The 15,797-nt window shown below is 32.2% G+C and carries 15 protein-coding genes and 2 tRNA genes; 13 read left to right on the forward strand and 4 right to left on the reverse strand.

From position 1 onward, the window contains the following. Window positions 1-2: 2 nt before the first annotated feature. Genes ACP5FO_RS05485 through ACP5FO_RS05535 form a run of 11 tightly spaced genes read left to right on the forward strand, consistent with a single transcriptional unit; the run spans window position 3 to window position 12,787 of the window. Window positions 3-863: a peptidyl-prolyl cis-trans isomerase gene (locus tag ACP5FO_RS05485; RefSeq protein WP_428108967.1), complete on the forward strand. Its 861-nt coding sequence runs from the start codon at window positions 3-5 to the stop codon at window positions 861-863. Beyond that, on the forward strand, window positions 853-1,116 hold the full coding sequence (locus ACP5FO_RS05490) for an RNA-binding S4 domain-containing protein (protein WP_428108964.1): 264 nt from the start codon (window positions 853-855) through the stop codon (window positions 1,114-1,116). Before ACP5FO_RS05485 ends, ACP5FO_RS05490 begins: the two co-directional genes overlap by 11 nt. Continuing rightward, window positions 1,106-2,107: a 4-hydroxythreonine-4-phosphate dehydrogenase PdxA gene (pdxA, locus tag ACP5FO_RS05495; protein WP_428108961.1), complete on the forward strand. Its 1,002-nt coding sequence runs from the start codon at window positions 1,106-1,108 to the stop codon at window positions 2,105-2,107. Before ACP5FO_RS05490 ends, pdxA begins: the two co-directional genes overlap by 11 nt. Further along, window positions 2,086-2,844 carry a 16S rRNA (adenine(1518)-N(6)/adenine(1519)-N(6))-dimethyltransferase RsmA gene (gene rsmA / locus ACP5FO_RS05500; protein WP_428108958.1) on the forward strand — a complete coding sequence of 253 codons (759 nt, stop codon included), beginning with the start codon at window positions 2,086-2,088 and terminating at the stop codon, window positions 2,842-2,844. Before pdxA ends, rsmA begins: the two co-directional genes overlap by 22 nt. Then, complete coding sequence (locus ACP5FO_RS05505) at window positions 2,835-4,481, forward strand: ribonuclease J (RefSeq protein WP_428108955.1); 1,647 nt, start codon at window positions 2,835-2,837, stop codon at window positions 4,479-4,481. The genes rsmA and ACP5FO_RS05505 overlap by 10 nt, the downstream gene beginning before the upstream one ends. A gap of 2 nt (window positions 4,482-4,483) precedes the next feature. Beyond that, window positions 4,484-6,607, forward strand: a complete 2,124-nt coding sequence (locus tag ACP5FO_RS05510; protein WP_428108952.1) for a DNA translocase FtsK 4TM domain-containing protein — start codon at window positions 4,484-4,486, stop codon at window positions 6,605-6,607. Window positions 6,608-6,619: 12 nt separating this feature from the next. Next, the gene (locus ACP5FO_RS05515; RefSeq protein ID WP_428108949.1) at window positions 6,620-7,840 is read left to right on the forward strand and encodes an aspartate kinase; all 1,221 of its coding nucleotides are present in this window, start codon (window positions 6,620-6,622) and stop codon (window positions 7,838-7,840) included. A 21-nt stretch (window positions 7,841-7,861) separates the two neighbouring features. After that, a complete protein-coding gene (gene cimA, locus ACP5FO_RS05520; RefSeq protein WP_428108946.1) occupies window positions 7,862-9,454 on the forward strand; it encodes a citramalate synthase in 1,593 nt (530 codons plus the stop codon). Window positions 9,455-9,457: 3 nt separating this feature from the next. Next, window positions 9,458-10,408, forward strand: a complete 951-nt coding sequence (locus ACP5FO_RS05525; RefSeq protein WP_428108943.1) for an acetyl-CoA carboxylase carboxyltransferase subunit alpha — start codon at window positions 9,458-9,460, stop codon at window positions 10,406-10,408. A gap of 9 nt (window positions 10,409-10,417) precedes the next feature. After that, window positions 10,418-11,494, forward strand: a complete 1,077-nt coding sequence (pheA, locus tag ACP5FO_RS05530) for a prephenate dehydratase (protein WP_428108940.1) — start codon at window positions 10,418-10,420, stop codon at window positions 11,492-11,494. Further along, on the forward strand, window positions 11,495-12,787 hold the full coding sequence (locus ACP5FO_RS05535; RefSeq protein WP_428157142.1) for a diguanylate cyclase: 1,293 nt from the start codon (window positions 11,495-11,497) through the stop codon (window positions 12,785-12,787). Here the strand turns inward: ACP5FO_RS05535 and ACP5FO_RS05540 are convergent. The 4 genes from ACP5FO_RS05540 to ACP5FO_RS05555 form a co-directional block, all read right to left on the reverse strand. After that, window positions 12,784-13,734 (reverse strand): hypothetical protein, encoded by a 951-nt coding sequence (locus tag ACP5FO_RS05540; RefSeq protein ID WP_428108930.1) that lies wholly within the window; start codon window positions 13,732-13,734, stop codon window positions 12,784-12,786. The two genes, ACP5FO_RS05535 and ACP5FO_RS05540, sit on opposite strands and share 4 nt — an antisense overlap. Then, window positions 13,731-14,399, reverse strand: coding sequence for a M48 family metallopeptidase (locus ACP5FO_RS05545; protein WP_428108923.1), 669 nt, complete (start codon window positions 14,397-14,399; stop codon window positions 13,731-13,733). Before ACP5FO_RS05545 ends, ACP5FO_RS05540 begins: the two co-directional genes overlap by 4 nt. A gap of 6 nt (window positions 14,400-14,405) precedes the next feature. Then, window positions 14,406-14,499: transfer RNA gene (locus ACP5FO_RS05550), tRNA-Ser, on the reverse strand. Window positions 14,500-14,510: 11 nt separating this feature from the next. Continuing rightward, window positions 14,511-14,600, reverse strand: a tRNA-Ser gene (locus ACP5FO_RS05555). 124 nt (window positions 14,601-14,724) lie between these two features. Here ACP5FO_RS05555 and ACP5FO_RS05560 point away from each other — a divergent pair. Further along, window positions 14,725-15,024: a DUF2325 domain-containing protein gene (locus ACP5FO_RS05560; RefSeq protein ID WP_428108919.1), complete on the forward strand. Its 300-nt coding sequence runs from the start codon at window positions 14,725-14,727 to the stop codon at window positions 15,022-15,024. A 60-nt stretch (window positions 15,025-15,084) separates the two neighbouring features. Beyond that, window positions 15,085-15,797: COG4705 family protein (locus tag ACP5FO_RS05565; RefSeq protein ID WP_428157143.1), on the forward strand; the 713-nt coding region annotated here is incomplete at its 3' end.

The raw sequence follows: 15,797 nt of genomic DNA on the forward strand, positions 1-15,797 counted from the left end.
ATATGAAAAAACTTTTTGTATTTATCGCAGCTTTTATATTTTTTGCGAATATATCAAAAGCTGAGGTGATAGATAAAATTATTGCAACTGTAAACGATAGACCTATTACTACATATGATTTAAAAGAACTTGCGCCCTTTTACCATGCAAAAGATGAAAAACAATTGTTAAATGATGTAATTGATGATTATGCAATAGAAGATATTGCAAAAAAAGATGGGATTGTGTTAACGGATCAAGATATAAACGAGTTTATCGAAAATGTTGCAAGAAATAATAAATTAACAAAAGATGAGTTTGAACAAAAGATTAAACAACAGGGTTTAAACTATGACTATTACAAAGAATTTGCAAAATTTAATGCGTATAAGTTAAGAGTAATGCAAAAGGTTTTTGCTCCAACAATACAGATTGATGAAAAAGAAATTAAAAATTTTTACGATAATCATCCAAATTTATTTAATCAAAGCACTGTTACATTGGATATAATAGAGACAAAAAGCAAACCCGATATTGAAGAAGCAATGAGGCAATTACAGCTTGGGTCTAGTTTTGATAGTGTAAAAGGAAAGTACTCAATAAACAAAAGTGAACCAAAACAACTTTACGTAGCAGATATTAATAAACAGCTACAAGGTATCATAGAAAAAATGCAAGTTGGCCAGATTAGTCCAATAATTGAATCCAGCAATGGTTACTTTATTATTAAAGTTTTGAATAAAAAAAATGTTAATTTGTCGTTTGATGATGTAAAAGATAAAATTAGAAATTTATTATTTGAGGAAAAATTACAAGAGAGATTTTCAAGCTGGTTAAGTGGGATGAAAAGCTCTATGGATATAAGCACTTTTAATGAGAATTGACCTTTTTTTGAAACAATCGCGTATTGTCAAAAGACGTACGCTCGCAAAACAGATGTGTGATGATGGTTTTGTTTTCTTAAATGATATAAAAGCAAAAGCTCAAACAAATGTAAAGGTAAATGATGTTATTACAATATACTTTCCTTCAAAAAAGGCAGTTTATAAAGTATTGGCTGTGCCAGAAAAAGTTTTAAACAAATCTCAATCTGCTTTTTTGTACGACATTTTAAGCGAGGAATTTTATGAAAAATAAGCCAATAATTGGTATAAGTATGGGTGATGCTTCAGGTATTTCACCTGAAATTATAATAAAATATTTTTTATACGGTAAAAAAGGTAATTTTAATATTGTTGTTTTTGGCGCAAGCAACGTATTTGCATTTTATAAAAAATTATTTAATTTAAATTTTAAAATCAATGCAATTGATAGTTTTGATAGTATAGACGAGAAAGCATTAAATGTATTTAATTGCACAAGTTCAAATCCAAGCGAGGTGTCTATTGGTCGGATTGATGAACAATCTGGCAAATTGGCTTTTGAATCCATTGATTACGCCATAGATATGGCTATTCACAACAAAATAAACGCCTATGTCAGTGGGCCAATAAATAAAAAAGCAATGAACTTAGCAGGTTTTAATTATCCAGGTCACACTGAAATCTTGGCGCAAAAGACAAATACAACAAAATATGTAATGATGCTTGGTTATAGAAAGTTTAGAATTAGCCTTGTTACAACGCATGTAAGTTTAAGGCAGGTAAGCGATTTTATAACAAAAGAGCGTGTATTCAATACTATTTTAATAAGTCATAAAGACTTGATTGAAAAGTTTGGCATTAAAAAGCCAAAAATACTTGTTTGTTCACTTAATCCACACAACTCAGAAAATGGTATGTTTGGTAGTCAGGAAGAATTAGAAATCATACCTGCAGTAGAAGAGGCTAAAAAAATTGGTATAGATGTCGTAGGTTCTATAGCAGCTGATACTGCATTTTTACCACAAAATCGTAAGATTTATGATTGTTTTGTTAGCATGTACCATGATCAAGGCTTGAGTGTATTAAAAGCGCTTTATTTTGATAAAAGCGTAAATATTACTTTAGGATTGCCAATTATAAGAACATCTCCAGACCATGGCAGTGCATTCGATATTGCAGGTAAATTTATAGCAAGTTATCAAAGTATGCAGGAGGCAGTGCTTCAAGCTTACAAAATGAATAAATGCAAGCAAAAAAATCATTAGGGCAGCATTTTTTAATAAATTTAAATGTTGCTCATAATATAATTTCTTTAATCGAAAAAAATTATCGTGTGCTTGAGATTGGGCCGGGCAGAGGAGCTTTAACCGAACTTTTATTAAATAAAAGTTTTAACGTAGACGCAGTTGAGTTTGATAGTGATATGATTGAATATTTACAAAATAAATTTACTGGTAAAAGAAATTTAAATATTATACAGTCAGATGCCTCGGTTTATGCTTTAGATAAAAAATATTGCGTTGTAGGAAATTTGCCATATAACATTTCAAAAAAGATCATTGTAAACATGATTAAGCAAAAACAATTTATAGATAAAATGATTTTTATGGTTCAAAAAGAAGTTGCAAATACAATGATTGCAAAACTAAACACTAAAGAGTATTCCAAATTTAGTATTTTTGTACAAATGTTTTGTAATGTTAAAAAAGTTTTCGATGTTAAGCCAGAAGCTTTTTGGCCTGCACCAAAGGTAATTTCTAGTGTAATTTTGCTAGAACCATATGAAAAGAGTTTGCTTAATATTGAAATTGACAAGACTTTTTTTGATTTTCTAACAATTTTTTTCTCACAACCTAATAAAACAGTAAGGAATAACTTAAAAAAATATATTAAATTAGAAAATTTAAATGAAAATTTAATCTTGAATGCAAGGCCAAGGCAGGTGAGCATTCAAGAAATATATAAATTTTTTAATTATTTAAAGGAGAGAACATGGGTATAAATGTTATACCGCTTGGAGGATTATCTGAGATTGGACTAAACTGTACTGTAATCGAAGACAAGACGAGCGCTATTTTGATTGATGCGGGTTTAATGTTTCCTGAAGAGGATATGCTTGGTGTAGATTTAGTAATACCTGATTTTACTTATGTTTACGAGGATGCCAGTAAATTTAAAGCTTTATTTTTAACACATGCACACGAAGACCATGTAGGAGCTGTGCCATATTTACTTGAAAAGATAAAGCTTCCTGTGTATGGCACAAAATTTACATTAGGAATTTTGAAGAAAAAACTCGACGAGTTCAAAATTAATGACGTGCAGTTGATTGAAATTGAATCAAAAAAGATTTATAAAGTAGGTGGTTTTAAAATTGAACCTATTTTAATGACACATTCTATAATAGGTGGTGTAGGTTTTGCTATTGAAACTTCAGCAGGAATAATTTTGCATACCGGGGATTTTAAAATTGATCAAACACCAGTGGACGGAAAGCCTATTGATTTGGCTCGACTTGCCTATTATGGAGAAAAAGGCGTGAAGTTGCTTTTAAGCGATAGTACAAATGCCTTAAATGAAGGTTTTACAAAATCCGAGAAAAAAGTTGGTGAAGCTTTTTATAATTTGTTTAAGGAAGTTAAAGGTAGAATTATAGTTGTGACATTTGCATCAAATATCCATAGGGTGCAACAAATAATTGATGTTGCTTCTTTGACCGATAAAAAAGCATGCATAATGGGTAAGAGTATGGTTAGAAACACAACCATATCAAAAGAGTTAGGTTTTTTGAAAGACCCCAAAAACTGTATAATTGAAGAATCGCAATTATCAGATTACCCGGATAACAGACTAATTATTGTTACAACTGGCTCTCAAGGTGAACCCATGAGTGGCTTATCAAGAATTGCTTCAAAAGAGCATCAAAAGATTAAAGTGAAGCCAACGGATACGTTTATTATTTCAGCAAAACCAATTCCTGGAAATGAAAAGGCAGTTTACAGAATTATAAACACACTTTTAAAAGAAGGTGCAAAAATCTATCATGATAGAAATTCAGAAGTGCATGTATCTGGCCACGCTTCAAAAGATGAGCTAAAGATCATACTCGGCATTACAAAACCTAAGTATTTTATACCTATTCATGGTGAATATATGATGCGTGTAGCCCACAAAGACATAGCAATAGATGTAGGAATTAGTACAGATAACATATTTATGCTTGACAATGGAGATGTATTTGAGTTAAACAATAATGTGAAGGCTATAAAAAAAGTACCAGCAGGAAGAGTGTTTGTTGATGGAAAAGGGGTTGGAGACGTAGAAGACGTAGTCATAAGAGATAGAATGCAACTGTCAACTGATGGTTTTGTTATAGTCATTTTGGCTTTTGATAGCTCAAGCGGTGAGCTCATTAGTGGTCCAGATATTATAACAAAAGGCTTAACTTACGAAGAAAGATCAAAAAAGCTTATTAGCGAAGCTACAAGCATGGTTAAAAACCTTGTAAATCAATGTGATTTAAATGTTAGTATGGATTCTTTAGAGTTAAAGAAAAAAATTAGAAAAGCTTTAAACAAATTTTTATACAAAAAGCTTATGCGCAACCCCATGGTTTTGCCTATCATAATGGAGGTTTGATTTTGAAGAAACAAACTTTTTTGGCTGTATATATATTTTTATTATTAATAATTTTCTTGGCTATAATATCTTATGATTTTCGGGATATGTTTTACCCTCAATCTCAGATACATAATCTCATTGGCTACTTAGGCGCCGATGTTTCAAATTTTTTATTCACAAATTTTGGAATATTGTCTTACACATTACCTATTTTATTGTTTGATAGTGCTTTTGCTTATCTAATAAAGCCAATAAAGTTTATAAGAAGTATTATGTTTGTTTTTTTGTTTATTTTGTCAGTAAATATAATGTTGTTTATCTTATTTGGTTCTCAAGGTAGAGCGTTCCTAACGCAAAATGGTTATTTTTTGTACGGCTTAAGTGGATATTATTTAGGTAAGTTTTTAGAATTTTATCTAGGCAGGGTAGGTATAATAGTAATATTTTCTCCAATAGCTGCCCTATGCTTATTATTTTCTGTGAAAGAAATGTTTATCGTATTAATAGAACAATTAAAAAAAATTAAGTTCAAAAAAAAAATTAAAATAAAAGAACAAAAAGTAGAAAAACCTCAAAATATTCAATTAGATAACAATGATAGGATACAATCTCAACCGCAAAGCATCAAAGAAGAAATAGAACCTATTGATTTACAAAAAAAGCCGAGCATCAGCATAAAACGCAATTTAGTTAAGGAGGATAATTACAATACCACTATTGCCACAGAGAATAAATTAAAAAATGGATATATTCTACCTAATCTTGAGCTTTTAAATGATGTAGTGAATATTAACAAAGAAATCGAAGAAAATGAAATTTTAGAAAATGTCAAGATTTTAGAAGAAAAATTAAAAAATTTTGGTGTGACCGGGAAAACGGTGGAAGTTAGACCAGGGCCGGTTGTTACGCTTTATGAATTTAAACCGTCATCTGGCATAAAAATAAGCAAAATATCAAATTTAGCTAACGATTTAGCAATGGCTATGAAAGCAATTTCAATACGCATTATTGCACCTATTCCAGGTAAAAATGTAGTAGGCATTGAAATACCAAACAGGCAAACCCAAACAGTTTTTATGAAAGAAATTTTATCATCTAAGTTATTTATTAACTCGAAATCATCATTGACATTAGCTTTGGGTAAAGATATAATGGGTAATCCTTTTGTAGCGGATTTGGCTAGGATGCCCCATTTATTGATTGCCGGGGCAACCGGAGCAGGTAAGAGTGTTGGTTTAAATACAATGATAGTTAGTGTACTTTATAAGTCAACGCCAGATGAAGTTAAGTTTGTACTTATTGATCCTAAAATGATTGAGCTTTCAGTGTATGATGGCATACCGCATCTTTTAATGCCACCTGTTATTGATCCAAGACAGGCTAGCGGAGCATTAGCGGCTTTGGTAAAAGAGATGGAAACAAGATACAAAATTATGAGTGAGTCAGGCGTTAGAAATATTGATGGTTTCAATGAAAAAGCAAGAAATGGCCAAATTGATTATTCACCATTTCCTTACATAGTAGTGGTGATAGATGAGTTATCAGATTTAATGATGGTATCATCCAAAAAGGTTGAATTATCTATTGCAAGATTAGCTCAAATGGCACGCGCTGCTGGCATACACTTAATTGTTGCTACACAAAGGCCTAGCGTTGATGTATTGACTGGTTTAATTAAGGCAAATTTTAGTGCGCGCATATCTTTTAAAGTATCCTCAAAGATAGACTCTAGAACGATTTTAGACTCGCAAGGAGCTGAAATGTTACTTGGAAGGGGAGATATGCTATTTTTGCAGCCAGGTACATCGCATTTTATACGTGTTCATGGCGCATTTATTGCCGATGATGAACTAAAAACAATTATTGATTATGTAAAGTCTCAAGGTGCACCAATTTATAACGAAGAACTTATAAATGAAGCCAAAGAAGAAAGCGGTATAGAGGAAGAAACAGATGAGGAAAAAGACGAGCTTTTTGATGAAGCATTAAAAATCATAAAAGACGGTGGTTCGCCTACAATTTCCTATATTCAAAGAAGGTTAAAAATTGGCTATAATCGATCTGCTCGTATTGTAGAGCAAATGGAAAAAATGGGCATATTGTCAAAACCAGACGATAAAGGCAAAAGGGAATTATTAATATAAAAGGGGGTTTAAATGGGCCTTATAGTTCAAAAATACGGTGGTACGTCGGTTGGCACTCTAGAGAAAATTAAAAATGTTTGCAAGCACATTAAAGAAACAAAAGAGAAAGGTAATAAGCTTGTTGTTACAATTTCTGCTATGGCAGGAGAAACTGATAAATTAGTTGAGATGGCTAATATTCTATCAAAAAATCCAAAAGAGCGTGAGATGGATTTGTTGCTTTCAAGTGGTGAGCGCATATCAAGCGCACTTGTAGCTATACACTTAAATGAAATTGACGTGAAGGCTGTTGCGCTAACTGGCAGACAGTGTGGCATAATAACAGATTCGTCTCACACAAAAGCACGCATAAAAAGTATTGATGCAAAAAAGATTTTAAAAATGCTCGATGATAATTACGTTGTTATAGTTGCTGGTTTCCAGGGTATATCAGAAGATACAGATGAAGTTACAACACTTGGCAGGGGTGGTTCTGATACAACGGCTGTTGCTATAGCTGCTGCCATCAAAGCCGATGTTTGCGAGATTTATACGGATGTAGATGGTGTATATACTGCAGATCCAAGGATTGTAGAAAAGGCAAGAAAGTTAGATAGAATAACATACGAAGAAATGATGGAGCTTGCTAGTTTAGGTGCTAAAGTTTTGCAGATTAGATCTGTTGAGTTTGGAATGAAGTACAATGTACCAATTATGGTCATATCAAGTTATACATATAATCCAGGCACATTAGTTACATGGGAGGATGAAAATATGGAAAAAGTATTAGTATCAGGTATTGCGCATGATAAGAATCAAGCAAGGATAACTATTGTTAAAGTGCCAGACAAACCCGGTATATCTGCAAGAATATTTGGAGCCATTGCAGAAAAAAATATTAATGTTGATGTAATTGTACAAAACGCAAGTGAAGCCGGTTTTACTGATATTTCATTTACAGTAGCAAGAAACGAAGCAGATAAAGCCGAGGATGTTTTAAAGCCAATCATAAAAGAGATTGGAGCAAGCGATATAGAAGTTAGAAAAGATATATCAAAAGTATCTATCGTAGGTGTTGGCATGAGGTCTCATTCAGGCGTTGCTGCAAAAATGTTTGATACATTGGCAAAAGAAGGTATAAATATCTTAATGATTACAACATCTGAAATAAAGGTTTCGTGTATAATAGAAGAAAAGTATTTAGAGTTAGCAGTAAGAGCTTTGCATAGCGCTTTTGGGTTAGACAAAGAATAATCAAATAGATTTGGAGGGGGTATGCACGATCAAGTTAAAATATTTGATACAACGCTAAGGGATGGGACACAGTCAGAAGATGTAAGTTTGCTTGTAGAAGATAAACTCACAATAACAGAAATTCTGGATGATTTGGGGATACACTATATAGAGGGTGGCTGGCCAGGCTCTAATCCAAAAGATGAAGATTATTTTAGACAAGCAAAAAGTTTACATTTAAAAAATGCTAAAATTTCATCGTTTGGTTCTACAAGAAGAGCCAAACTTAAAGTAGAAGAAGACCCCAATATAATACAGCTAATCGAAAGCCAAACGCCTGTTATTACGATTTTTGGAAAAAGTTGGGATTTGCACGTAAAAGATGCTTTGAAAATTACTCTTGACGAAAATTTAGAGATAATATTTGATTCTGTTCAATATTTAAAGAAACATTGTGATGAGTTTATTTACGATGCTGAGCATTTTTTCGATGGTTTTAAAAATAATACAGAGTATGCACTCAAAACTCTACAAGCTGCAATTGAAGGTGGCGCTGATGTAATTGTGCTTGCAGATACAAATGGTGGTACCTTGCCATGGGAACTTGAAAATATTATAGAAACAGTAAAAGCCAGATTTCCGAATGTGCCTCTTGGCATTCATCAGCATAACGATTCTGAGCTTGGCGTAGCAAATACGATTTTGGCCGTAAAACATGGCATTGTTCATGTTCAAGGCACGATTAATGGCTATGGTGAGCGCTGTGGAAATGCTAATTTATGTTCTATTATACCTAACTTAAAAATAAAAATGGGTGTAGATTGTCTAAGTGATGAAAATGTAAAAAAACTCACAAGTGTATCAAAAAAAATAGATGAAATACTTAATTTGCCACACAATAAACATTTGCCATTTGTAGGTGAAAGTGCATTTGCTCACAAAGGCGGTGTTCATGTCAGCGCAATTTTGAAAAATTCTAAAACTTATGAACATATTATACCAGAGCTTGTGGGTAATACTCAAAGAGTCCTTGTTTCAGACCTCTCTGGAATAAGCAATATTATGTATAAAGCAGAAAATATCGGAATTGAATTAGATAAAGATTCTAAAGCAGGCAAGAGTGCTTTGGCTGAAATTAAAAAACTTGAAAATGAAGGCTATTATTTTGAAACTGCAGATGCATCTTTTGAGTTGCTTTTAAGAAAGCACAGAGGTGAAATAAGGGATTATTTTGAAGTTTTGTCATATACTATAATTGATAGAGAGCGTTGCAACAAAAGTGAGCGTAGCCCGGTTGAGGCTACAGTAATTGTAAAAGTAAAAGACAAAGTAGAACATACTGCAAGTCTGGGAAATGGTCCAGTTAATGCGCTTGATAATGCTATAAGAAAAGCCTTAATCGTCTTTTACCCAAACCTTACAGAATTAGCACTTATTGATTACAAAGTTAGAATTTTAAAGAGCGAAAAAGGTACAGGTGCAAGCGTAAGAGTGCTTATACAGTCAACGGATAAAAAACATAGATGGGAAACGGTTGGAGTAGGAGAAGATGTTATTGAGGCATCAAAGAAGGCTTTGTTTGACTCGATAATATATAAATTAATGAAAGATGATGGCCTTGTAAGCAAGAGGTGAATTATGTTTGTTTATGATTTCGAAAGACCTATATACGAAATAGAGGAAGAGATTGAAAATTTAAGGCAAATGGCACTAAATAGCTCTCTTGATGTGCACCAAGAGATAGAAGCTTTAGAGCTCAAAAAAAACGAAATAATAAAAAAAGAATTTGAGAATCTCTCTATTGATAAAGTTATTAAAATTGCAAGACATCCCAATAGACCATATGCTCTTGATTTTATAAATTTAATTGTGAAGGATTTTATTGAAGTTCATGGCGATAGATTATTTGCCGACGATAAAGCTATTCTAACTGGTTTTGGTTTTATTGATAAATATAAAGTGGCAGTTATAGGTCACCAAAAAGGTCGCAATACAAAAGAAAATCTATATAGAAATTTTGGAATGGCAAACCCAGAAGGTTACCGCAAATCCCAAAGAGTTATGAAATTAGCAGAAAAATTTAACCTGCCAATTGTAACGTTTGTAGATACACCTGGTGCATACCCTGGTATAGGTGCAGAAGAAAGAGGCCAGTCTGAAGCCATTGCAAGGAATCTATATATTATGTCTGGTTTAAAAGTACCTATAATCTGCATAATAACAGGCGAGGGCGGTAGTGGTGGTGCGCTTGCATTGTCAGTTGGCGATAAGGTTGCTATGCTTGAATTTGCAATATATGGTGTGATCTCACCTGAAGGCTGTTCTTCAATACTTTGGAGAGATGCGAGTCATGTAGTAGAAGCAGCAAAAGCAATGCATGTAACTGCTAAAGATCTTTATAGCTTGAAAGTTATAGACGATATCATTGAGGAACCACTTGGTGGAGCGCATAGAAACCCTCAGCAAACAGCCTACAACATAAAAAATTATATTGTAGAAAATTTAAAAGAATTAACGCGCAATAATCCAAGAAAGTTATTAGATAAAAGATGGGAAAAATGGCGTGCTATGACAACAAATTTCTTGTAAGAGGCAAGGATGAATAATAAAGATTTAGAAACTTTAAGGGCTCAGATTAACAATATAGACAACAAAATAATTGAGCTTTTGGAAAAACGCTCAGAAATTGTAAAAGAAATTGGCACAATTAAACGCGAAAAAGGTTTGTCTTTTTATGCTCCAGAAAGGGAAAACCAGATATACAAAACGCTTGATAGCTTAAAGCTTACCTATATGAATAAAAATTCTCTAAAAGCAATTTTTAGGGAAATAATGAGTGCTTCAATAAAAATGGAAGAACCATTAACCATAAGCTATTTAGGTCCAGAAGCAACTTTTACACATCAAGCTGCAATTGAAAAATTTGGCACAAGTCTTTATTACCAACCAGAGGAGTCAATTGAGGATGTGTTTTTTGATGTTGAACAAGAACGTGCTGATTTTGGAGTGGTGCCAATAGAAAACTCTATCGAAGGTGTGGTAAATTATACGCTTGATATGTTTGTTAATTCTAATGTTAAAATTGTGTCCGAAGTTATGGTAGATATAAAGCATAATTTGATATCTAAGTCAACTAGTTTAAGTGAGATTAAGACCGTTTATTCTCACCCAAACGCGCTTGGACAGTGTAAGAACTGGCTAAAAAAACACTTACCAAACGCAATACTTCTTGAAACGGCATCTACTGCTAAAGCAGCAAAAATTGCAGCAAAAGATAAAAGTGCAGCTGCTATATCATCATTGGCAGCAAGCAGCCTATACGATCTAAATGTGATAGCAAAAGGTATTGAAGATAAAATAAATAATGTAACGCGCTTTTTGGTTATAGGAAAACATTTACCCTCTCCAAGCGGTGAAGATAAAACATCATTGATGTTTTCTATTTATGATAAGGTAGGAGCACTTTATTCTATCTTAAAAATTTTTTATGACAATCAAATTAACTTAACGCGAATTGAATCCAGACCATCAAAGCAAGAAAATTGGTCTTATATATTTTATGTGGATGTTGATGGCCATATTGAGACTGAAAGTGTTAAAAGGGCTTTTGATAGTTTAAGTCAGATGGTTCCTTTTGTTAAACTTTTAGGTTCCTACCCAAAATATATAAAGTAAGTGAGAAAAAGAATTTTAATTTGCGATGATAGCTCAACTATAAGAGCCATTATAAAAAAAGAATTACAAGATTACTTTGATTTAGAAATCTTTGAAGATGGTATGTATGCTTATAATTTTTTGCTAAAAGATCAAAAGTTTGATTTTGCTATAATTGATGGTGAAATGCCACAGATGGGGGGTTTTGAGTTACTCAAAAAAATAAAAGAAGAATTAAATTTAATTTTTTTGCCTGTTGTAATTTTGACGGCAAATGAAGGTGATTACTACGAAAAAAAAGCTTTTAACTCAGGTGCTTTTGATTTTTTAAAAAAACCTTTTAAACAAGGTCAATTATTAAATTATTTACTTGATTATTTTAATGAAGAAATTAACGAAGGAACTGCTCTTGTAATAGAAGATTCTTTAATTCAAAATGAAACAATTTGCCAGCAATTAAGACTAAAAAATATACAGCCAATAAGCGCGAAAAATGCAGTTGAAGCAATGAGATATTTAATTGGTGGTGTAGATGTAGATGTTATTTTGATGGATATTTTTTTACCACAATATACAGGTTATGATTTGATCAGTATTTTAAAAACAGATGATCGCTTTAGTTTTATCCCAATAGTTGGACTTACGGCTTTTAGAGAAAAAGATATTTTATCTGAGATTTTGGATTTAGGTGCAGATGATTTTATCTATAAACCATACAACATTAATGAATTTTTTTCTAGAGTAAGAGCCAATATCAGAATTTCAAAATTAATCAAAAAGTTAAAAGAAACATCTGAAAAGGATTATTTGACAGGTATATATAACAGACGCACATTTTTTCACTTTTTGGAAAATTTGACTGCACTAAGTGTTAGAGAAAACAAACCGCTTTCTTTTGTAATCTTAGATATTGATTATTTTAAAAAGATTAATGATACTTATGGTCATGATATAGGTGATTCTGTTTTAAAAAAACTTGCAGAAATTGTTTTAAAAATGACTAGAAGGGCAGATGTATTTGGCCGATACGGAGGAGAGGAATTTTGTCTTGCTCTACCAAATACTGACCTTTATGGTGCATGTTTGCTTGCAAATAAAATACGTTCCACAATTTCACAAACGATAATGACTTTTAATAAATACAAAACAATATCTTTTAATATAACAATTTCCGCAGGAGCAGCTGAATTTAACAAAAGTATGGATATAGACACACTTGTAAAAATTGCAGACAAAAACCTTTATTTAGCGAAAGAAAATGGCAGAAATTGCGTTTATCCTCCCTTAGAAAACCTCAATAAAAAAACTGTTTAAAATGGTTTTAATTTTGCCATTTTTATAAATGGTGCTATATTGTTTGTATAGTAGACCATATAAATAGTTCCATCAATAAAAGCTAAATCACTGTAACCTCCATCGAAAAGACTACCCTTATATGTATCAATTACTTTTTTTTCTAAAGTTTTTGTGTTTATAATGCTGATTTTATTTGTATTGTTTTGATTATCCCTAAAACTTACAAAAATTTCTTCATTTGCAGTAATTGCCATGGGAGCTAATGCAAAGCCAATTAATTTTTTTGGAGTATCCCAATTTGATAAATTTTTACTGCTGCTTAAGTATATGGCGTAGTCTGGATATGTATCTTTGCGAGAAAATGCAATGTAGTTACTGTCAATTTTAACCACAGAAGTTTCATTTAGCATTAAATCTTTTGAGCTTTGTAAATAACTAAACAATTCAAAATGATAAAAATCGCTTGTTGCAATAAATAAAGGTCTTGTAAAGTTTTCATTTTTTAAGCTACCATACGCACTAAATATATAATATGAACCAAAACTTATTGCTTTGCCATACATTGCAGCTAAATTAACACCTTTAATGTTTATTTTAATTCTTTCTTTAAAATTGCAATCGTTTGATACGGATAAAAATACATCGTTTATCTTGTCTTTAACAAATATTCTTGTGGCAAGCGTATACAGATTATCGCTTAATTTTGATACGATTGCATCTAACTCGTTTTGGCTTTCAAAAACGATTTCTTCTTGGATATTAAGTGAACAGTTTTGATCAAAAAGTTTTTTCAAGTCAGTTAGTTTAATTTTGACACATTTTACCTTACCATGAAAGCCGTGTGGATTACTTTTATCAACCAAACCCTGCCTAAAAAAAATTACTAAATAATCTTTATAGGTTGTCATAGTAGGAAAAGAACTATAAATTACAGGATTTTCATTTACTATTGTTTTTGTTATCATAAGCTGTTTGCTATTATATAAAAGTTTTTTCTAATCCACAATCTTTTTTGTTTAAAATCAGGCATGATACTTTCTACTTTTTGCCAGAAATTTTTTGAGTGATTTAGGTAAAACAAGTGGCAAAGCTCATGAATAACGACATAATCAATATAAGCTTGATCAAGCAAAATATTATAAAAGCTAAACCTTAAATTACCGTTAAAATCGCAAGAGCCCAGTCTTTTTTTTGCGCTTGTAATATTTACGCTTTTAAATGTACAATTAAGCAGGTTTGAGTAGTAATTTAAACGAGTTTTTATAAAATTTAGAGCTTGTTCTTTGTACCAATTAATTAAAACTGTTTTTGTGCTTGATTGTTTTTTTAATAATATAAAAATCTTACCATCACTCAAAAAAACACTGTTTTTGTTTGCATTTGATATTTTTAACTCATAAATTTTGCCTAAGTAATAAAATTTTTCGCCATCTATGTAATCTTTTTTTGCGCACAAAGGATGTTTTTTGATTTCATCTATTTTTCTTTCAATCCAAGCTTTTTTATCTTGTATAATTTTAATAATTGTGCTTTTATTTGTGCCAAAAGGAGCTCTTACCAGTAAATTAGCATCTTTTGTAATGATGAGGCTTATAGTTTTTCGCTTTGAATAAACAATTTGAATTTGCATAAAAAATGGCGGAGAGGGCGGGATTCGAACCCGCGGTAGAGGTTTTGCCCCTACACTCGCTTAGCAGGCGAGCGCCTTAGGCCAACTCGGCCACCTCTCCAAATAAAAAAATGGCGGAGGAGGTAGGATTCGAACCCACGGAAGGCTTGCACCTTCAACGGTTTTCAAGACCGCCGCCTTAAACCACTCGGCCACTCCTCCGAAACTTCGTTTAGTATAGCAAATATGAGCCATTTTTCAAGTATTTTTTTATGTGAAAAATATTATTGACAATGTTAGATAAATATAATAAAATTAGAATACTATAATTTTTTGGAGGCATTCAATGTGTGTACTTGTAGTAGGTGGCATGGATAAACTTGTTGAAGACTATGTTAAAGCAGGAGAGCAAATGGGTGTAAAACTAAAAGTTTTTACAAAAAGGGTAACTGACTTTCCTTCTAAAATTGGTGGTGTAGACGCTCTGATAGTATTTACAAACAAAGTTTCTCACCCAGCAAAAAATCAAGCTGTAAAATTTTCAAAAAAAACCAATAAACCCATTTTTTTATGTCACTCTTGTGGCGTCTGCTCTTTAAAAAATGCATTAAAAGAATTAAAATACGCAATTGAACAAAAGCGTTAATTTTGCGTTAATGTTTTTTAAATAAAATACCTCTTGAAAACATTTTTTAAGGAGGTATGTATGGAAATTGTTAAAGAAAATGAGTTTTTAAACAAGGTAGCTCAAGTAGGTGTGATTTTTTGGCTAACAAAAATTGTAGCGACAACGCTTGGTGAAACGTTTGGAGATTTTTTGTCAATGACACTCAATTTGGGCTATAGCTTAACGCTTGTTATTACAATGAGTTTTTTGGCAATTACACTTTTTGCGCAGCTAAGCTCTAAAAAGTATGTACCATTGTATTTTTGGCTGGCGATTATTGGTACAACCACTGTAGGTACAGAAATATCCGATCTTTTAGATAGGACACTTCATTTAGGTTATCCATTGGGCAGCTTAGTGTTATCAAGCGCATTGCTTGCAACATTATTTTTGTGGTATAAAAAATACAGAGACTTGAGTATTTACCCAATGACTGACTTTAGAAAAGAAGTATTTTTTTGGGTAGCAGTACTTTTTTCAAATAGTTTGGGTACTGCTTTTGGGGATCTTTTATCAGATAGTTTGCATTTGAGCTACTTAGGTGGCACAATGCTAACAAGTTCTGTTATTTTGATTGTTTTGGGTTTGCATTATTTTAGCAAGGTAAGCCCGGTTATACTGTTTTGGGTTGCCTTTGTTTTTACAAGGCCATTTGGGGCAACTTTTGGCGACTTGTTAACAAAACCTGTTAATATGCACGGCTTGGAGCTTGGAACGCTAAATGCTTCAATTGTAGAGTTTTTAATTATCAG

This window comes from Desulfurella sp., from assembly GCF_049977265.1.
Taxonomy (GTDB): Bacteria; Campylobacterota_A; Desulfurellia; order Desulfurellales; family Desulfurellaceae; genus Desulfurella.